General features: G+C 60.8%; 17 protein-coding genes. 10 read left to right on the top strand and 7 right to left on the bottom strand.

Translation table 11 applies throughout. From position 1 onward, the window contains the following. Nucleotides 1–5 precede the first annotated feature (5 nt). Nucleotides 6–569 carry a tail fiber assembly protein gene (locus C8K61_RS20925; protein WP_108098236.1) on the top strand — a complete coding sequence of 188 codons (564 nt, stop codon included), beginning with the start codon at nucleotides 6–8 and terminating at the stop codon, nucleotides 567–569. A 167-nt stretch (nucleotides 570–736) separates the two neighbouring features. On the opposite strand, the gene C8K61_RS20920 is transcribed toward C8K61_RS20925, so the two are convergent. The 4 genes from C8K61_RS20920 to C8K61_RS20905 all read right to left on the bottom strand — a co-directional run bounded on the left by C8K61_RS20920 (nucleotide 737) and on the right by C8K61_RS20905 (nucleotide 7146). Further along, complete coding sequence (locus C8K61_RS20920; RefSeq protein ID WP_108098235.1) at nucleotides 737–1027, bottom strand: hypothetical protein; 291 nt, start codon at nucleotides 1025–1027, stop codon at nucleotides 737–739. 267 nt (nucleotides 1028–1294) lie between these two features. Continuing rightward, complete coding sequence (locus C8K61_RS20915) at nucleotides 1295–4120, bottom strand: FAD-binding and (Fe-S)-binding domain-containing protein (RefSeq protein ID WP_108098234.1); 2826 nt, start codon at nucleotides 4118–4120, stop codon at nucleotides 1295–1297. Between the two features lie 68 nt (nucleotides 4121–4188). Continuing rightward, on the bottom strand, nucleotides 4189–5358 hold the full coding sequence (gene lldD, locus C8K61_RS20910) for an FMN-dependent L-lactate dehydrogenase LldD (protein ID WP_108098233.1): 1170 nt from the start codon (nucleotides 5356–5358) through the stop codon (nucleotides 4189–4191). A 96-nt stretch (nucleotides 5359–5454) separates the two neighbouring features. Next, entirely contained in the window at nucleotides 5455–7146 is a 1692-nt protein-coding gene (locus tag C8K61_RS20905; RefSeq protein WP_108098232.1) for a lactate permease LctP family transporter, read from the bottom strand. Between the two features lie 308 nt (nucleotides 7147–7454). On the opposite strand from C8K61_RS20905, the gene C8K61_RS20900 reads away from it, so the two are divergent. Continuing rightward, entirely contained in the window at nucleotides 7455–8222 is a 768-nt protein-coding gene (locus C8K61_RS20900) for a GntR family transcriptional regulator (RefSeq protein ID WP_108098231.1), read from the top strand. 76 nt (nucleotides 8223–8298) lie between these two features. Here the strand turns inward: C8K61_RS20900 and smpB are convergent, their stop codons facing one another. Continuing rightward, a complete protein-coding gene (gene smpB, locus C8K61_RS20895) occupies nucleotides 8299–8781 on the bottom strand; it encodes an SsrA-binding protein SmpB (RefSeq protein ID WP_108098230.1) in 483 nt (160 codons plus the stop codon). Nucleotides 8782–8950: 169 nt separating this feature from the next. Between smpB and C8K61_RS20890 the strand changes: the two genes are divergently transcribed. From C8K61_RS20890 to C8K61_RS20880, 3 genes are read left to right on the top strand one after another with little or no spacing between them, the layout of a single operon-like run. Further along, a complete protein-coding gene (locus tag C8K61_RS20890) occupies nucleotides 8951–10354 on the top strand; it encodes a sodium-dependent transporter (RefSeq protein ID WP_108098229.1) in 1404 nt (467 codons plus the stop codon). A gap of 7 nt (nucleotides 10355–10361) precedes the next feature. Further along, nucleotides 10362–10796 carry a type II toxin-antitoxin system RatA family toxin gene (locus C8K61_RS20885; protein ID WP_108098228.1) on the top strand — a complete coding sequence of 145 codons (435 nt, stop codon included), beginning with the start codon at nucleotides 10362–10364 and terminating at the stop codon, nucleotides 10794–10796. After that, complete coding sequence (locus tag C8K61_RS20880; protein ID WP_108098227.1) at nucleotides 10789–11094, top strand: RnfH family protein; 306 nt, start codon at nucleotides 10789–10791, stop codon at nucleotides 11092–11094. The genes C8K61_RS20885 and C8K61_RS20880 overlap by 8 nt, the downstream gene beginning before the upstream one ends. Nucleotides 11095–11158: 64 nt before the next feature. Here C8K61_RS20880 and C8K61_RS20875 read toward each other — a convergent pair whose 3' ends face one another. Continuing rightward, nucleotides 11159–11677 carry an outer membrane protein assembly factor BamE gene (locus tag C8K61_RS20875; RefSeq protein WP_108098226.1) on the bottom strand — a complete coding sequence of 173 codons (519 nt, stop codon included), beginning with the start codon at nucleotides 11675–11677 and terminating at the stop codon, nucleotides 11159–11161. Nucleotides 11678–11774: 97 nt separating this feature from the next. Here C8K61_RS20875 and fur point away from each other — a divergent pair, with 97 nt between their 5' ends. Beyond that, nucleotides 11775–12179 (top strand): ferric iron uptake transcriptional regulator, encoded by a 405-nt coding sequence (gene fur, locus C8K61_RS20870; protein WP_108098225.1) that lies wholly within the window; start codon nucleotides 11775–11777, stop codon nucleotides 12177–12179. Nucleotides 12180–12323: 144 nt separating this feature from the next. On the opposite strand, the gene recN is transcribed toward fur, so the two are convergent. After that, complete coding sequence (gene recN / locus C8K61_RS20865; RefSeq protein ID WP_108098224.1) at nucleotides 12324–14000, bottom strand: DNA repair protein RecN; 1677 nt, start codon at nucleotides 13998–14000, stop codon at nucleotides 12324–12326. 153 nt (nucleotides 14001–14153) lie between these two features. On the opposite strand from recN, the gene grpE reads away from it, so the two are divergent. The 4 genes from grpE (at nucleotide 14154) to dapB (ending at nucleotide 18866) form a co-directional block, all read left to right on the top strand. Beyond that, entirely contained in the window at nucleotides 14154–14723 is a 570-nt protein-coding gene (gene grpE / locus C8K61_RS20860) for a nucleotide exchange factor GrpE (RefSeq protein WP_108098223.1), read from the top strand. A 100-nt stretch (nucleotides 14724–14823) separates the two neighbouring features. Continuing rightward, the gene (gene dnaK / locus C8K61_RS20855; protein WP_108098222.1) at nucleotides 14824–16740 is read left to right on the top strand and encodes a molecular chaperone DnaK; all 1917 of its coding nucleotides are present in this window, start codon (nucleotides 14824–14826) and stop codon (nucleotides 16738–16740) included. A 123-nt stretch (nucleotides 16741–16863) separates the two neighbouring features. Then, nucleotides 16864–17997, top strand: coding sequence for a molecular chaperone DnaJ (gene dnaJ / locus C8K61_RS20850; protein WP_108098221.1), 1134 nt, complete (start codon nucleotides 16864–16866; stop codon nucleotides 17995–17997). Between the two features lie 65 nt (nucleotides 17998–18062). Further along, on the top strand, nucleotides 18063–18866 hold the full coding sequence (gene dapB / locus C8K61_RS20845; RefSeq protein WP_108098220.1) for a 4-hydroxy-tetrahydrodipicolinate reductase: 804 nt from the start codon (nucleotides 18063–18065) through the stop codon (nucleotides 18864–18866). Nucleotides 18867–18914 lie beyond the last annotated feature (48 nt).

Genomic DNA, 18914 nt, shown 5'->3' with positions numbered 1-18914 from the left:
TAAACATGAGCGTGATTTATTTGATTGACGGTATCGGCATCCTGCGCGGGCCGGTCGAGTTACAAGAGGTTCCGGGCATAGGCATCCAACTGCCTAGCAACGCGGTGGCTTTGTCTGACCAGTTGCCAGAGCCGGATAGCGGTCATACCTGGGTGTTGATTGATACCCAGGCCAAGCAATTGGCCGACCACCGCGGCACTGTGTACAGCACCGCCGACCGCTCCGAGCAACACTACGAGTTGCTAGGTGATCTACCTGAAGATCTGACGCCAGTGGCACCGCCGTCCGAGTTTCATGAGTGGCTGTCCGGCGCCTGGGTGCTGAACCAGGACGCGGTTACCAAGGATGCGCGCGACCGTGCCAAGGCCACCCGCGACGGCCGCCTGAGCTACGCCACCACCCGCATTGCGCCGCTGCAGGACGCGGTCGATCTGGATGAAGCGACCACCACGGAAGTGGAGCAACTGCGCCTGTGGAAGCTATACCGCGTACAGCTCAACCGCATCGAACAGCAAGTGGGTTTCCCCGCGCAGATCGATTGGCCAGTGGCGCCAGCAGACGGCGAGTAACGGCTACTGCGTACCAGCAGTGCCAAACAGGCAGTGAAAACACCTTGCAGCGGTATGCCAAATACCCTGCAAGCCCATGCCAATTCTGACGCGTCCTCACATAAACACCCGCGCACAAAAAAGCCGACTCAAGGCCGGCTTCTCTGCTGGTCGTGCTAACCGGCCAATCAACTGCCGTTATCGCCACTGCCTTCGCTGTTCGGTGCTTCCAGGCGTTTCACCGCCATGGCCGACACTTCTGTGCATTTCTTGTCGTCACCCGCGGCCTTGGCCTGTTCGGCTTTGGTTTGCAGGTCGGTCACTTCGTTTTTCAGTGACTCGCTGAGGGTGGCTTTTTCGGTGGTCAGGGTGTCTTTGATTTTTTGCAGGTTGGCGTCGCACAGGTCGGCGGCGAACACGGGGGATGCCATCAGGGTCGCGGACAGTAGTGCCGCTGAATACAGGGCAATGCGCTTCATGGTGAATCTCCTTCTCGTGGCTGCAGCTCTCGTCCAGAACCCCGGTATAGGGCTCGCGGAGCCGTGAGGGGCGAGACTGTCAAAACCCGCTTAAGCAGCGGGCGTATAGAGATGGACTGGCAGTCAAACGCAGCGGTTCAAGGTTTTTTCCGCGCAAATCACCACCGTTGGCCGTAGTGCGGTTGCTGTGGGAGGGGCTTTAGCCGCGATGCCCTTGATTATAAAAGCTCGCGGCTAAAGCCCCTCCCACAGGATCGCGGTGCTGCGTCATTCAGCGATAGCTGACTGTCTACGCGGTTGGGTCACCCGATCCACCAGGTACACCAAGCCGTGATAGTCGATACCGCCATGCTGGCTCAGGCCGATTTCGCAGGTGCGGCTGGTGGAGATGCCTTCGTCGCAGTACTGCACGGCGTCTTTCAGGCTGCGCAGGGAGTGGGCGTTGAGCTCGGGGGTGGTGAAGCCTTTGTCGCCGGCAAAGCCGCAGCAATGAATGCCTTCGGGCACCACCACCTGTTTGCTGCACAGGCGCGCGAGGTCGATCAGCGCCTGGCTTTCTCCCAGGTGCTGGGTGCTGCAGGTAACGTGCACGGCGATGGGCGCTTCCTGAGGCACGAAGTCGAGTTTGTCGACCAGGTGAGTGCGGATGAAACGCACTGGGTCGTAAAGGTCCAGCCGCGTTTCGCTGAGGTCCTGGACCAAGCGCAGAGTGCACGGGCTGGTGTCGCAATAGATCGGGTCGAGGCCGCCGCGGCTGGCTTTGAGTAGCGCGCCAATCAGCTCCTGGCGCTTGGCTTCGGCTTGCTGAACGTAGCCCTTGGAGGCAAACGGCTGGCCGCAGCAGAGGTTGTCCAGGTTGTCGGGGAACACCACTTGGTAGCCGGCTTTTTCCAAAAGCCCCTGGGTTTTGCCCAGCAGTGATTGTTGCTCGCGGTCGCCGGCTGCGGGGCCCATGACCCGTGAAACGCAGGCCGCCAGGTACACCACCCGTGGCCGCTGATCGTCGATCGGCGGGTTGAAGCGGATGGCGCTTTCCGGCTGCGGCATTGCCACGTTCCACTGCGGTACACGCTGCTGCGAGGCTTTGCTGAGCAGCGCGGAAAGCTTCGCCAGGCGCGGCGCCCCGAGCATCATGCGCGCGCCGTTGGCGACATGCAGGGTGAAGCGTGCGCCTTGCAGGGCGGTGTGGAAGTTACGGCCTAGCCAACCGGCGGCCTTGCCTTGGTCTGCGTGCCGGGCGCGGAGTTTTTTCACCAGCTCGCCGGTGTTGATCCCCACCGGGCAACGCTGGGCGCACAGGCCGGTGGCGGCGCAGGTGTCGACGCCCTGATATTGGTAGTCGCGTTCCAGATCGGTGGTGTCGATGCCTGCACGTTGCTTGGCCTGGATATCGCGCCAGATCACGATGCGTTGACGCGGGCTGAGGGTCAGCCCCTTGGACGGGCACACCGGTTCGCAGAAGCCGCACTCGATGCACTTATCCACAATCTCGTCTGCGGCTGGCAACGGCTTGAGATTTTTCAGGTGCACCTGCGGGTCTTCGCTGAGCACCACGTCCGGGTTGAGGATGTCGCGCGGGTCGAGCAGGCGTTTGAGTTGCCACATCAACTGGTAGGCGTCGCTGCCCCATTCCAGTTCGACGAAGGGCGCCATGTTGCGCCCAGTGCCGTGCTCGGCTTTCAGTGAACCGCCGAACTCCACCGCTACCAACTGCGCCACGTCATCCATAAAGGCCGAATAGCGCGCCACTTGCTCGGCAGTGTCGAAGGCTTGGGTGAAGACGAAATGCAGGTTGCCCTCCAGGGCGTGGCCGAACAGGATCGCTTCGTCGTAGCGGTGTTTGTCGAACAGCGCGATCAGGCGATTGACCCCGCTGGCCAGGTGTTCCACCGGGAAGGTGACGTCTTCGATGATCACCGTAGTGCCGGTCTGGCGCACGGCGCCGACGGCGGGGAAGGTGTCTTTGCGGATCGCCCACAGCTGGTTGTAGACCTTGGGGTCGGTGCTGAAGTCGACTTGTTTTTCCACCGGGAAGCCGGCGAGGGCGGTCATGACCAGGCCGATCTGTTCCTGCAACAGGCTGTCGCTGGCGGCGCGCGATTCGATCAGCAGCGCGCAGGCGCCCTCCGACAATTCGCGAACAAAGGCCGGCATGCCTGCTTTGTTTTCTACCGAGCGCAGGCTGCGGCGGTCGAGCAATTCCACCGCCGACACCGGTTGGCTTTTCAGCACGGTGACAGCGTTGCAGCAGCTCGCTACGTCAGTGAACACGATCAGTGCCGAAGCCTTGTGCGGATGGTCGATCACGGTGTCGTAGGTCACCGCACTGATAAACCCCAGCGTGCCTTCTGAACCCACCAACAAGTGGGTGAGGATATCCAGTGGTTGGTCGTAATCCACCAAGGCGTTCAGGGACAGGCCTGTAGTGTTTTTCAGCCGGTATTTGTGGCGGATCTTGGCCGCCAGTTCACTGTTGGCGCGGGTGTTGCGGCCGAGCTCGGCAAGCTGTTCGAGCAAAGCGCCGTGGCTGCTTTCGAAGGCGACGACGCTGGTTGGATCTTCGCTGTCCAGACGCGTGCCGTCGGCCAATACCAGGCGCAGGCCGGCGAGGGTGTGGTAGGTGTTTTGCGCCGTACCGCAGCACATGCCGCTGGCGTTGTTGGCGACAATGCCGCCGATTTTGCAGGCGTTGATGGAGGCTGGGTCGGGGCCGATTTTGCGCCCGTATGGCGCCAGCCAGGCATTGGCCTGGGCACCGATGACGCCGGGTTGCAGACGGATCTGCCCACCGTTATGACGGATCTCACGGCCGTTCCAGTTATCACCCAGCACGATCAGCACCGAGTCGCTGATGGCCTGGCCGGAGAGGCTGGTGCCGGCGGCGCGGAAGGTCACCGGCACGTGTTCGGCGTGGGCCAGTTTTAGCAGCTGCACCACTTCCTCTTCGCTTTCCACTCGCACCACCAGCTTGGGGATCAGCCGGTAGAAACTGGCGTCGGTACCGAAGGCCAGGGTGGACAACGGATCGTCGAAACGCCGGTCGCGCGGGATCAACTGTTCAGCGGCGGCGAGGAAGGCGGCGGGCAGGCTCATGGACACTCCTGGAAGGTGGCGCGGGCCGCTCAAGCGGCCTCATCAGGCTTTACGGTGTTACACGCTACTTACTGCTGGAACTGCTCCACCTGCGCTTTGCCGACTTCGCGCACCAACGATTCTTCGCTGATATCGGCAATGGTCTTGGCACCGGTCAGCACCATGGCCACGCGCATTTCCTTTTCGATCAGCTCCAGCAGGTTAGTCACACCAGCGCCACCGGCAGCTGCCAGGGCGTAGATAAAGGCACGGCCGAGCATCACGGTGTCGGCGCCGAGGGCGAGCATGCGCACCACGTCGAGGCCGTTACGGATGCCGGAGTCCGCCAGAATCGCCAGTTCGCCTTTTACCGCGTCGGCAATCGCCGGCATGGCGCGGGCGCTGGACAACACGCCATCGAGCTGGCGGCCGCCGTGGTTGGAAACGACGATGCCGTCGGCGCCAAACTTCACGGCGTCCTTGGCATCTTCCGGGTCGAGGATGCCCTTGATCACCATCGGGCCTTCCCAGAAATCGCGAATCCACTCCAGGTCTTTCCAGGAAATCGACGGGTCGAAGTTGGCCCCCAGCCAGCCGATGTAGTCGGCCAAGCCGGTGGGGTTGCCACGGTAGGCGGAGATATTGCCCAGGTCATGGGGGCGGCCGAGCAGGCCGACGTCCCAGGCCCAGCTTGGATGGGTCATGGCCTGCAGCATGCGACGCATGCCGGCATTGGCGCCGCTCATGCCCGAGTGGGCGTCGCGGTAACGGGCGCCGGGCACCGGCATGTCGACGGTGAACACCAGGGTGGTGACGCCGGCGGCCTTGGCGCGCTCCAGGGCGTTTTTCATAAAGCCGCGGTCTTTCAGCACATAGAGCTGGAACCACATGGGCCGGTCGATGGCCGGCGCCACTTCTTCAATCGGGCAGACCGACACGGTCGACAGGGTAAAGGGAATGCCTTTGCTCGCCGCCGCTTTGGCCGCTTGTACTTCGCCACGGCGGGCGTACATACCGGTGAGGCCGACCGGCGACAACGCCACCGGCATCGCCAGGGTTTCATTGAACAGGCGGGTTTCCAGGCTCAGCTCGGACATGTTGCGCAGCACGCGCTGGCGCAGGGCGATGCTGGCCAGGTCTTCGACGTTACGCCGCAGGGTGTACTCGGCGTAGGCGCCGCCGTCGATGTAGTGGAACAGGAACGGTGGCAGCTTGCGTTGCGCGGCGATGCGGTAGTCGGAGGAGGCGGAAATAATCATCAGGTCGTCCCGTGTGGCAAAAGACTCAAGGCGGCCAAAACCACCCCGTTCAGTTCAGCCCCGGCGCCGCGCACGCGCCACCGGGGCCAGCGGGTTTTAGTGCACCAGCATGCCGGTGAGCCAATAGGCTTGCGCCAGGGTGATCAGGCCGACGAAGGCGGCGAAGATCAGGCTGTGTTTTAGGGTGAAGCGGAACAGGTCCGATTCCTTGCCCACCAGGCCAGTTGCCGCGCAGGCCACGGCGATCGATTGCGGCGAGATCATCTTGCCTGTCACGCCGCCACTGGTATTGGCCGCCACCAGCAGGGTGTCATTAACCCCGATCTGGTGCGCCGTGGTGGCTTGCAACGAGCTGAACAGCGCGTTCGACGACGTATCCGAACCGGTGAGAAATACCCCCAGCCAACCGAGGAACGGCGAGAAGAACGGGAACGCTGCGCCGGTGCCTGCCAATACCAAGGCCATGGTCGAAGACATGCCCGAGTAGTTGGTGACGAAGGCGAACGCCAGCACCATGCCGATGGACAGAATCGGCCAGCGCAGTTCGTAGAGGGTTTCTTTGAAAGTGGTCAGACCAGTTTTGAAGTCGATCTTCAGGATCAGCATGGAGATCAGTGCCGAGAAGAAAATCGCCGTGCCGGTGGCCGAGATCGGGTCGAGCTTGAAGATCGCCGGGATGGCGGTTGGCGCGGTGACGATCGGCGCCGTTTTGATCACCAATTGATCAAGGTGCGGAATGGCGAAGTTGAACACCGTGCTGTACATCGCCCCGCCCGCGGCGAACAACGCCTTGAACGGCTTGAGGGTCCAGATTGTCACCAGCACGGTGAGAATCAGGAACGGCGACCAGGCTTTGACAATCTCGCCCAGGCTGTAAGGCGAGGCGATGGTGGTGCGTGGCTGGCCGAAACCGCCGGCACTGGCCACGGCGCTGCCACCGCTGGCGCCAGCAATTTGCGCGTTGGCGCTGCGGCGTGGCTGCCAGACTTTGAGGAACAGGGTGAGCGACACCAAGCTGACCAGCGCCGAGGTGATGTCCGGCAGTTCCGGGCCAATGAAGTTGGAGGTGAAGTATTGGGTGATGGCAAAGGACAAACCGGCCACCAGCGCGGCTGGCCAGGTTTCTTTGATGCCACGCCAGCCATCCATCATCGCCACCAGCCAGAACGGCACGATCACCGACAGCAGCGGCAACTGGCGACCGGCCATGGCGCCGATCTTGAAGGCGTCGATGCCGGTTACCTGGCCGGCGACGATGATCGGAATACCCAGGGCGCCGAAGGCTACCGGAGCGGTGTTGGCGATCAGGCACAGGCCGGCCGCGTACAGCGGATTGAAGCCCAGGCCGACCAGCAAGGCGGCAGTGATCGCCACTGGCGCGCCGAACCCGGCGGCGCCTTCGAGGAAGGCACCGAAGGCAAAACCGATCAGCAGTACCTGCAGACGTTGGTCATCGGTCACCGACAGAACCGAGCTGCGGATGATCTCGAACTGACCGCTTTTCACCGTCAGTTTGTACAGGAACACCGCCGCGACAATGATCCAGGCGATGGGCCAGAGGCCATACAAAAAGCCATAACCGGCAGCGGCGAAGGCCATGTCGGCGGGCATCTGGAAGGCGACGATGGCGATCACGATCGATAACGCCAGGGTAATGCTGCCGGCCACGTGGCCTTTGAGGCGGAACACGGCCAGGGCGAGAAAGAAGAAAACGATGGGGACGACGGCCGCCAGGGCGGACAGCCCGAGGCTGCCCAATGGGGTGTACAGCTGTTGCCAGGTTTGCATCGTGGGTTGGCTCCCTGATTATTGTTGGGTGTGCCTTGTGTGTTGGGTCACGTCGCCCAGGCGCTGGTGGCGATGGTGGCGCGTGCTCAACCTGTTTGCCGGGTAAATTGGTCATACCAATTTACAAAATCGACGGCTCAGGGTAAAAGCCCTGCCCAGAGTCTGTCAATTTGTGACGCTACGACTTTGGTCGCGGGTGCAACTGCGGATGCCATCGCGGGTGCAGTTGTTCTTGTACGAATACAGTGCTGCTCGGTAGGCTGCGGCCCACGCGCAAGCAGGCAAGGTAGAGAAGGGCGGAGAGAGGCATGGGGTTCGGTCAGATACAACAGCGCCGTTTGTCGGACGATATCGTCGAGCAACTGGAGCGCATGATTCTCGAAGGCACGTTGAAGGCCGGCGAGCGCTTGCCGGCTGAGCGGGCACTGGCCGAGCAATTCGGTGTGTCGCGGCCGTCGTTGCGCGAAGCGATTCAGAAGCTGGCGGCTAAAGGGCTGTTGGTCAGCCGTCAGGGTGGCGGTAACTATGTGGCCGAGTCATTGGGCTCAACCTTCAGCGATCCGCTGCTGCACCTGTTGGAAAGTAACCCTGAAGCCCAGCGTGACCTGCTCGAATTTCGCCATACCCTGGAAGGCTCCTGTGCCTTCTACGCCGCGCAGCGTGCGACCGAACTGGACCATCAACGCCTGCGCGAAGCCTTCGAAGCGCTGCAGAAGTGTTATGCCAGCGAAGGCAAAGTCAGCCGCGCCGAGGAGGGCGCCGCCGATGCGCGCTTCCACCTGGCCATTGCCGAAGCCAGCCACAACGCGGTGCTGCTGCACACCATTCGTGGTCTGTTCGACCTGCTCAAACGCAACGTGGTGACCAACATCGGCGGCATGTACGCCCTGCGCAGCGAGACCCGCAACATGCTGATGCAGCAGCACAGCGAGCTGTATCACGCGATTGTCGAGGGGCGTGCGGAACAGGCGCGGGAAATCTCCAATCGCCATATTCATTACGTGCAGGAAGTGTTGGCCGAGGGGCTGCAGGAAGCGCAGCGCGTGGCGCGGGCGGAGCGGCGCCAGGGGTTTTGATTCTTGCGGGTTAACTCTTTGCCGCCGTCATCCCAGCGAAGGCTGGGACCCAGGAGGAAAAAGCTGACTAGCTACGCTAGTCATCCTTCCCTTTGGTGCGCACAGCGCGCTGCAACTCGCGATCGGAATCACGCTCACGCTCGGTGTGGCGCTTGTCGTATTCCTTCTTACCTTTACCCAGGCCGATCTCAATCTTGATCAGGTGGGCTTTCCAGTAGATCGACAGTGCCACGCACGCAAAACCTTTCTGCTGCACGGAGCTGGTGATCTTCTCGATTTCGCGTTTGTTCAGCAGCAGCTTGCGCGTGCGTACCGGGTCGGCGATCACGTGGGTGCTGGCGGTGGTCAGCGGCGCGATGTGCGCGCCGATCAGCCAGGCCTCATCGTTTTTCAGCAGCACATAGCTGTCGACGAGCTGGGCTTTACCCGCGCGCAGGCTTTTAACTTCCCAGCCAGCGAGCACCATACCTGCTTCGAATTTATGTTCGATGAAGTAGTCGTGACGGGCTTTCTTGTTTTGGGCAATGGTGCCCTCGGGGTGTTTTTTTTGCTTGGCCATAGGCGGCGCATTATAGGCAGTAGTCCTGCCGCTGGCGACAGTTTACGCAAGCGCTAGGCTCAGGTTGTCGCATGGCGCCGCTGGCCCTTGAGGGGGCTGGACGAATCTCGGACAATGCGCGCCTGTTTTTTCTGGCCACTTTGGCTCACTCATTTCCCGGCGATTTTTTATGGCAGGCGACGACGTTTCGATTCATGGCTCCTGGGCCAGCCGCTGGGTATTTATCCTGGCCGCCACCGGCTCGGCGGTGGGCTTGGGCAGTATCTGGAAGTTTCCGTATATGACCGGCGTCTACGGCGGCGGCGCGTTTGTGGTGATGTTCCTGCTGTTTATCGCCTTGCTCGGAGTGCCGGTGATGGTGGCGGAAACCCTGATCGGCCGTCGCGCGCGGCTGAGCCCGGCGAATGCCTTGAAGGCGCTGGCGGTACATACCGGGCATGGCGGCAAATGGTCATGGGCGGCGTTTGCCGGGATGGTCACGGCGTTGTTGATTCTGTCTTTTTATAGCGTGGTCGGCGGCTGGTCGCTGGATTACATCCTCGGCGTCGGCGCGGGAAATTTTCAGGGCATAGACGGCGAAAAGGCCGGAGGCTATTTCGCCGCCATGGTGGACGATCCGTGGCGAATGATCCTCTGGCACAGCGCGTTTATGCTGCTTTCGGCCGGCGTGATTGCCCGCGGCGTGGTCGCGGGGCTGGAGCGCAGTCTGCGGATCATGATGCCGCTGCTGTTTGTCCTGCTTCTGATTCTGCTGGGCTACAGCCTGACCACCGGCCACTTTATGGACGGCGTGCGGTTTATGTTCCACCTCGATCCCTCGCGCCTGATGGATGGACTGCTGCCGGCCATGGGCCATGCGTTTTTCTCCTTGAGCGTGGGCATCGGCTCCATCCTTATTTATGGCGCGTACATGCCCAAGCAAACCTCGATTACCGGCACGGTGATGGCGGTGGCGTTACTCGATACCTTTGTGTCGCTGTTGGCGGGTCTGGCGCTGTTTCCCATCGTGTTCGCTGCTGGCCTGAATGCGGGCGAGGGTCCGGGGTTGATGTTCGTCACCCTGCCGCTGGCCTTTGGTAACGTCGCGTTCGGTCAACTGATCGGTGTAGTGTTTTTTGTTTTGGTGGCGGTAGCCGCCTGGAGTTCGGCGATTTCCTTGCTGGAGCCGATGGTGGCCTATCTGGTGGAGCGCACCCGCTTCAGTCGCCTGTGGGTAACCTCGGCGCTGGCGTTTGGCTGCTGGTTCGTCGGCTTGGGCACGGTGTTCTCGTTCAATATCTGGAAAGAGGCGAAATTCTTCGTCACTGACGGCGGCGCCTTCCAGCTTTATCAGTGGGGTGCGGCGGGTGGCCTGGATCTGTTCGGGGTCATCGATTTCTTCACCTCGCGCATCATGTTGCCGCTCGGCGCATTGACCTTCGTGGTATTCGCCAGTTGGGTGATGGGCCGCGACGCGGTGCGCGACGAACTGGCCATGCGCAATGCCACGCTGTTTGCCGTAACCTTCTTCCTTATGCGCTATGTGGCGCCGCTGGGTATCCTCATCGTGTTTGCTGCGCAGCTATTCAAGTGAGATCTGCATGACCACCCATATTCAACGCTCCGCTTTGTTGCCCTATCCGGCGCAAGCTCTTTATGACCTGGTCAACGACGTGGCGAATTACCCGGCATTTCTGCCCTGGTGCGCCTCGACCACGGTGATGGAGGAAACCGACACCCTGATGCGCGCCAGCCTGCAAGTGGCCAAAGGCGGCATCAGCCAGCAGTTCGTCACGCGCAACATCCTGGTGCCGGGGCAGAGCATCGAGATGAATCTGGAGGAGGGGCCGTTTACCGAATTGCACGGTGTCTGGCAGTTCAAGGTGCTCACCGACAAGGCCTGCAAGATCAGTCTGGACCTGTCCTTCGAATATTCCGGGCAACTGGTGCGTGCCACCTTGGGGCCGCTGTTCAACCAGGCGGCCAATACCCTGGTGGATGCGTTTTGCCAGCGGGCCAAGCAGCTGTATGGCTGAGGCGTTGATTGAAGTCGAAGTGGTGTACGCCTTGGCGAGCGCGCAGCGCTTGCTGCGGTTGCAGGTGCCGGTCGGCACTACGGCGCGCCAAGCCGTGGATCGCAGTGGGTTAGCGGCGGAATTTTCCGAGTTGGATCTGCGAGGCTGCCCACTGGGGATCTTCGGCAAGGCACTAGCAGATCCGCAAGCGCGGGTGCTGGAGAGCGGTGATCGAGTCGAAGTCTACCGGCCGCTGCTAGCCGATCCGAAAGAGGTGCGCAAACAGCGTGCGGCAAAGGCGGCGGCTAAGCGCCTGTAATCGACAGGCCAGACACAAAAAAGCCCGGACATGTCCGGGCTTTTTCGTTTCGCCAGCAAAGGGCTTACTGCGGCGACGTTTCCAGCGGAGTCGGGGTCGGCACCGGTACGGTCTCGACGTCGACGTCTTTCTGGATTTTTTCCAGCAACGAACCTGGCTTGGCCGGCTCTTCTGGTTTGGCTTGTTCTTGCGCTTTCGGTTCGGCGGTCGGAGCGCCATCCGGGCCGAGAATTTCCTGGTCGCGGCTCACGCCCGGCATAAAGTCGCCGGACAGGCCCGCCAACTGGTCGTTGGCATCGAAGAGGATGCTCACACGCTCTTGCAAGCGCTGACGGCCGCCGGGCTGGATGCTGTACAGATAATCCCAGCGATTGGCGTGGAAGGTGTCAGTGATCATGGGGTTGCCCATGATAAACCGCACTTGGCGTCTGGTCATTCCAGGCTTCAACTGGTCTATCATGTCCTGCGTCACGACATTGCCCTGCTGAATGTCGATTTTATAAACCCCGGGGAATGAACAGCCGGCGAGTGCGAGTAAGCCCACAAAGGTGAGGCTAGTCAGCAAGAGCTTGGTGTTTTGCATCGGTGGGAGACTTCCACTATCTTGGCTGGGCAATTTGGCCACCGATCATACCTGCATTGAAGGGAGCTGCGAAGCAGCAACCACGAGAAAGCTGACCATGGTAGAAAATAGCGAACTACGTAAAGCTGGCCTGAAAGTGACCCTGCCACGGGTCAAGATTCTGCAGATGCTCGACTCTGCAGAGCAGCGCCATATGAGTGCGGAAGATGTCTACAAGGCACTGATGGAGGCTGGCGAGGATGTGGGTTTGGCCACGGTCTACCGTGTTCTGACCCAGTTCGAAGCCGCTGGTCTCGTGGTCCGTCACAACTTCGATGGCGGCCACGCCGTGTTCGAGCTGGCTGATGGCGGCCACCACGACCACATGGTGTGTGTCGATACGGGCGAAGTGATCGAGTTCTTCGACGCCGAAATCGAGAAGCGCCAGAAAGAAATCGTGCGTGAGCATGGCTTCGAGCTGGTTGATCACAATCTGGTTTTGTACGTGCGCAAGAAGCGTTGATTGGCATCTTCTGGTCGTCGGCCATGCTGCGTTGAGCGACGCCTGGCTCTAGCCCAGAAGCCCCAATCCACGTTTTTAGACTCACGCATTTAAAAGCGCCGCGTCTCCTGATCAAGGAACGCGGCGTTTTTTATTGCCCAGGTTTTAGGCGCTGGCGGCGCTGTTCACCATTTTGCGTGCGTGGGCCAGGGATTCCTTGGTCAGATCCACACCGCCCAGCATCCGCGCCACTTCTTCTATGCGGCCGGCGCTATCCAGCGTGGCCACGGCGGTATGGGTTTCGCCATCGCCACGGGCCTTGTGCACAAATAAATGTTGATGGCCCTGAGCGGCAACTTGCGGCAAGTGGGTGACGGTCAGCACCTGGCCGCGTTCCCCGAGGCGGCGCAGCAACTGGCCGACTACTTCGGCCGTGGGGCCGCCGATACCGACGTCCACTTCGTCGAATACCAGGGTGGGCACCCGCGAGGTCTGCGCGGTGATCACTTGAATCGCCAGGCTGATGCGCGACAGCTCACCACCCGACGCCACTTTGGCCAGGGCTTTGAGCGGCTGGCCAGGGTTGGCGCTGACCAGAAACTCCACCTGCTCCAGGCCCTGAGGGTGCGGGTCGGTGCTGCTGGTGCCGTGCAGTTCGATGCTGAAACGCCCGCCCGGCATGCCCAGGCGTTGCATTTCCACTTCAACGGCGGCGGCCAGGTTGCTCGCGGCACCGTGGCGCAGCGCGCTCAGCTCCTGAGCCTTTTCCTGGTAATGGCGGGCGTAGGCGGTCAACTCTTCGGCCAGGCGTTCGGTGGCCTGATCGTCGGCGTTCAGGCTTTCCAGCTCATCGAACAGTTGCTGCTGCATGGCGGCCAGTTCGCTGGGCAGAATGCGGTGCTTGCGCGCCAGGGTATAGATGGAGTCGAGGCGTTCTTCGAGCAGTTGCAGGCGCTCCGGGTCGGCGTCGAAGTGGTCGAGGAAGCGGTTCAGCTCGCCCATGGCTTCTTCCACCTGAATCTGCGCGCTGGCCAACAGGTTGATCGCTTCGCCGAGGGCGCCCGGCTGGCTGCGGAAGTTGCTCAGGCGACCCACGCTACTGGTCAGCGCCGACAGCACGTTGCCGCCATCGTTTTCACTGCATTGTTCGATCACCAGGCGGCAGGCGCTGAGCAGGCCTTCGGCGTTGGTCAGGGTTTTGTGTTCCTGCTCGAGCTGCTCAAGCTCGTTGTCGCCGAGGCCGAGGTTATCCAGCTCTTCCAACTGGTAGCTGAGCAGCTGGTGACGAGCGCGCTGCTCGTCGCTGGCGTTGGACAGGCGCTCCAGTTCGTTCTTGGTCTGTTTCCAGCGCTGCGCGGCGAGCTGCACCTGGCGCGCCAGGTCCTGGCTACCGGCGTACTCGTCCAGCAGGCGGCGATGGGTTTCTGGCTTCAGCAACGATTGGTGTTCGTGCTGGTTGTGGATATCGATCAGTAACTCGCCGATGGCTTTCAGGTCGCCCTGAGGGCAGGGAGAGCCGTTGATGTAGCCGCGCGAGCGACCTTCGGCGGTGATCACTCGGCGCAGGATGCACGGGCCGTCGTTGTCTAGATCGCGCTCTGCGAGCCAGGCTTTGGCTTCGGGAATATCGCTGAGGTCGAAACTGGCGAGGATGTCCGCCTTGTCGGCGCCGGGGCGGACCACGCCGCTATCGGCGCGATCACCTAGGGTGAGGCCCAGGGCGTCGAGCATGATCGACTTGCCGGCGCCGGTTTCGCCGGTGATCACACTCATACCGCCATTCAGCTCGAGGTCGAGATGTTCGACGATGGCGTAGTTATGTACGGAGAGATGTACCAGCATGGCGGAGGCTCCAGGCGTAAAGTCTGGTTATTTATACAGTGTTTGTTTTGCGCCTGACAATCCTCTCGCGCTCTTGAATCGTCAAATTGTGACCCCATATAAGCGGCACAGGCATGAGTTGAGGCTCATGGACGAATTAGAGAGGAGAACCGCATGGCCGACGAACAAACCCAGAATTCCCAGAATCCAGACATCGAAACTGCTGCCGAGGCTGCTGCGAGCGAGGACCTGGCTGCCCGCGTGCACACGCTGGAAGAACAGCTGGCGGCTGCTCAGGATCAGGCTCTGCGGGTTGCGGCGGATATGCAGAACGTGCGTCGCCGCGCGGAGCAGGATATTGAGAAGGCGCACAAGTTTGCCCTGGAAAAATTCGCCAATGACCTGCTGCCCGTAGTCGACAGCCTTGAGCGTGGTCTTGAGCTGTCCAACCCTAACGACGAGGCGATCAAGCCGGTGCGTGAAGGGCTCGAGCTGACCCTCAAGCTGTTCCAGGACACCCTCAAGCGCTACAACCTGGAAGCTATCGACCCGCACGGTGCGCCGTTCAACGCCGAGCACCACCAGGCGATGGCGATGCAGGAAAGCACCAATGTCGAGCCCAATAGCGTGCTCAAAGTGTTCCAGAAGGGTTACCTGCTCAATGGCCGCTTGTTGCGCCCGGCGATGGTAGTGGTGAGCAAGGCGCCAGCCGAACCGCAACCTTCGATTGACGAGCAGGCTTGAAATTCGCCGTAAGGCCCCCATTTATTAGTCAAGCGTTTAAGTGCTACCGCAGTTAGCCACCACTGCTGCGGCAACCAAATTCAGTTTCAGGAGAGCAAACATGGGCAGAATCATCGGTATCGACCTGGGGACTACTAACTCCTGCGTCTCGATCCTCGAAAACGGCAGCGTCAAGGTGCTGGAAAACGCCGAAGGCGCGCGTACCACTCCTTCGATCATTGCTTACACCAACGACGGCGAAATCCTCGTTGGTCAGTCGGCCAAGCGTCAGGCAGTTACCAATCCGCACAACACCCTGTACGCGGTGAAGCGTCTGATCGGTCGTCGTTTTGAAGAAAACGTCGTACAGAAAGACATCGAAATGGTGCCGTACAAAATTGTCAAAGCTGACAATGGCGACGCCTGGGTGGAAGTGAAGGGCCAGAAAATGGCTCCGCCACAAATTTCCGCCGAAGTGCTGAAAAAGATGAAGAAAACCGCCGAAGACTACCTCGGCGAGCCAGTGACCGAAGCGGTGATCACCGTTCCGGCCTACTTCAACGACAGCCAGCGTCAGGCCACCAAAGACGCCGGCCGCATCGCTGGTCTGGAAGTCAAGCGCATCATCAACGAACCGACTGCAGCCGCTCTGGCTTACGGTATGGACAAGGCCAAGGGCGATCACACCGTGATCGTTTATGACCTCGGTGGCGGTACCTTCGATATCTCGGTAATCGAAATTGCCGAAGTTGATGGTGAGCACCAGTTCGAAGTGTTGGCCACCAATGGTGACACCTTCCTCGGAGGTGAAGACTTCGACATCCGCCTGATCGACTACCTCGTTGACGAGTTCAAGAAAGAAAGCGGCATCAACCTCAAAGGTGATCCGTTGGCCATGCAGCGTCTGAAAGAAGCTGCGGAAAAAGCCAAGATCGAGCTGTCGTCCGCTCAGCAGACCGACGTCAACCTGCCGTACATCACTGCAGATGCCAGCGGTCCTAAGCACCTGAACGTGAAGATCTCCCGCGCCAAGCTGGAGTCGCTGGTGGAAGACCTGGTGCAACGCACCATCGAGCCTTGCCGTACCGCGCTGAAAGACGCCGGTATCGACGTTGGCGCGATCCACGACGTGATTCTGGTCGGTGGCCAGACCCGTATGCCGCTGGTGCAGAAGCTGGTGACCGAGTTCTTCGGTAAAGAAGCCCGTAAAGACGTCAACCCGGACGAAGCGGTTGCCATGGGTGCTGCTATCCAGGGCGCGGTACTGGCTGGTGACGTCAAAGACGTGCTGCTGCTGGACGTCAGCCCGCTGACCCTGGGTATCGAAACCATGGGCGGCGTGATGACTGCGCTGATCGAGAAAAACACCACGATTCCGACCAAGAAATCGCAAGTGTTCTCGACCGCTGATGACAACCAGGGCGCTGTGACCATCCATGTACTGCAGGGCGAGCGTAAGCAAGCTGCGCAGAACAAGTCGCTGGGCAAGTTCGACCTGGCCGAGATTCCACCAGCACCGCGTGGCGTGCCGCAAATCGAAGTCACCTTCGACATCGACGCCAACGGTATCCTGCACGTATCGGCCAAAGACAAGGCGACTGGCAAGCAGCAGTCCATCGTGATCAAGGCCAACTCGGGTTTGTCCGAGGAAGAAATCGAACAAATGGTGCGTGATGCCGAGGCCAACGCCGAGGAAGATCGCAAGTTCGAAGAGCTGGCCGCTGCCCGTAACCAGGGCGATGCCTTGGTGCACGCCACCCGTAAGATGATCACCGAAGCGGGCGACAAGGCCACTGCGGACGAAAAAGCCGCAATCGAAAAAGCGTTGGGCGAACTGGAAGTGGCCATCAAAGGCGACAGCAAGGAAACCATCGACGCTAAAGTAGCCGCTCTGTCCGAAGCTACCGCTCCACTGGCGCAGAAAATGTACGCTGAGCAGCCTCAGGCTGGCGAAGCGGCACCGGGCCAGGAAGAGCCGAAAGGCGGCGCTGACGATGTGGTCGATGCCGAGTTCGAAGAGGTTAAAGAAAACAAGTAAGCGTCCATTTGCTTGCTCTCCAACCCGGCCAGCCATCGTGCTGGCCGGGTGTTATCCGCCACGCGGGAGCTTGCTCCCGCGTTGGCGTGTCTGGAGAAGCCGATTTAAGAGTGTTGAAGAATTATGGCTAAGCGTGACTTTTACGAAGTGCTGGGTGTTGAGCGTGGCGCCAGCGAGGCAGAGCTGAAAAAGGCTTACCGCCGTCTGGCGATGAAGCATCACCCGGACCGCAACCCTGGCGACAAAGAGGCTGAAGAGCGCTTCAAAGAGGCCAACGAGGCCTATGAAGTACTTTCCGATGCCAACAAACGCGCAGCGTTTGACCAGTACGGTCATGCCGGCGTCGACCCGAGCATGGGTGGCGGTGGTGCGGGCGGTGCCGGTTTTGGCGGCGCGAACTTCTCCGATATTTTCGGCGACGTGTTCAGCGATTTCTTCGGTGGCGCTCGCGGCGGTTCCCGTGGCGGCGCGCAGCGCGGTAGCGATCTGCGTTACACGCTGGAGCTTGATCTGGAAGAGGCGGTGCGCGGCACCACTGTGACCATCCGCGTGCCGACGTTGGTCAATTGCAAAACCTGCGATGGCTCCGGCGCGAAGAAGGGCACCAGTCCGGTCACCTGTACCACCTGCGGCGGTATCGGTCAGGTGCGCATGCAGCAGGGCTTCTTCTCGGTGCAGCAAACCTGTCCGCGTTGCCACGGCAACGGCAAGATGATTGCCGACCCGTGCGGCACCTGCCACGGCCATGGCCGTGTCGAAGAACACAAAACCCTGTCGGTAAAAGTGCCGCCAGGTGTGGACACCGGTGATCGCATTCGTCTGTCCGGCGAAGGTGAGGCGGGCGCCATGGGCGGCCCGGCTGGCGACCTGTACGTGGTCGTGAATGTGCGCGAGCACTCGATCTTCCAGCGTGACGGCAAGCATCTTTACTGCGACGTGCCGATCAGCTTTGCTGACGCGGCGCTGGGCGGCGAGTTGGAAGTGCCGACCCTGGACGGCCGGGTGAAGTTGAAGATCCCCGAAGGCACGCAAACCGGCAAACTGTTCCGTCTGCGCGGCAAGGGCGTGGCCCCGGTGCGTGGCGGCGGTGCTGGCGACCTGATGTGCCGGGTGGCAGTGGAAACGCCGGTCAACCTGGACAAGCGCCAACGCGAACTGCTGGAAGAGTTCCGCAAGTCTCTGGCCACCGATGACAGCCACTCGCCGAAAGCCAGCGGTTGGTTCGAAGGTGTGAAGCGTTTCTTCGGCGACGTGTAAATCGGGCTGAGCGAGGCGCTTCTGGTGCTTCGCCGGCTGCAAGTTATTAGTTGGGAGCTGGATGCATGCGACGTATAGCCGTAGTGGGCGCCGCCGGGCGTATGGGGAAAACCTTGATCGAAGCGATTCGGGCGGCCGATGGCGCGACGCTGACCGCGGCGATTGATCGTCCGGACAGCAGCCTGATTGGCGCCGATGTCGGCGAGCTGGCGGGTGTGGGCAAGCTGGGTATCACCTTGGCGGGCAATCTCGCTGACGTGCTGGACCAGTTTGATGTGCTGATCGATTTCACCCATCCCACCGTGACCCTGAAAAACCTGGATGTCTGCCGCAAGGCCGGTAAGTCCATGGTGATCGGTACCACTGGTTTCAGCGTCGAAGAAAAACAACTGCTGGCCGATGCTGGCAAAGACATCTCGATCGTCTTCGCTGCCAACTTCAGCGTTGGGGTAAACCTCTGTCTGAAATTGCTGGATACCGCTGCGCGGGTTCTCGGTGACGACGTAGATATCGAGATTCTCGAAGCGCACCACCGCCATAAGGTCGATGCGCCGTCCGGTACCGCCGTGCGTATGGGCGAAGTGGTCGCCAAAGCCTTGGGTCGTGATCTGCAGAAAGTGGCGGTTTACGGCCGTGAAGGCCAGACCGGCGCCCGTGATCGCGAAACAATCGGCTTCGCGACAGTGCGTGCAGGGGATGTGGTCGGCGACCATACCGTGCTGTTCGCGGCCGACGGTGAGCGAGTGGAAATCACCCATAAAGCCTCTAGTCGTATGACCTTTGCGCGAGGTGCAGTGCGTTCGGCATTGTGGCTGGATGGCAAGTCTGCCGGGCTCTACGATATGCAGGATGTGCTTGATCTGCACTGAGACGACTAAACGGTTGTCATCTTGGGTAGACCAAAAATGCCTTTTTCT

The sequence above is a fragment of the Pseudomonas sp. GV071 genome (assembly GCF_003050835.1).
Classification (GTDB): domain Bacteria; phylum Pseudomonadota; class Gammaproteobacteria; order Pseudomonadales; family Pseudomonadaceae; genus Aquipseudomonas.
Note: the sequence above shows the minus strand (reverse complement) of the source record. Positions and strands in the feature narration are given on the sequence as shown.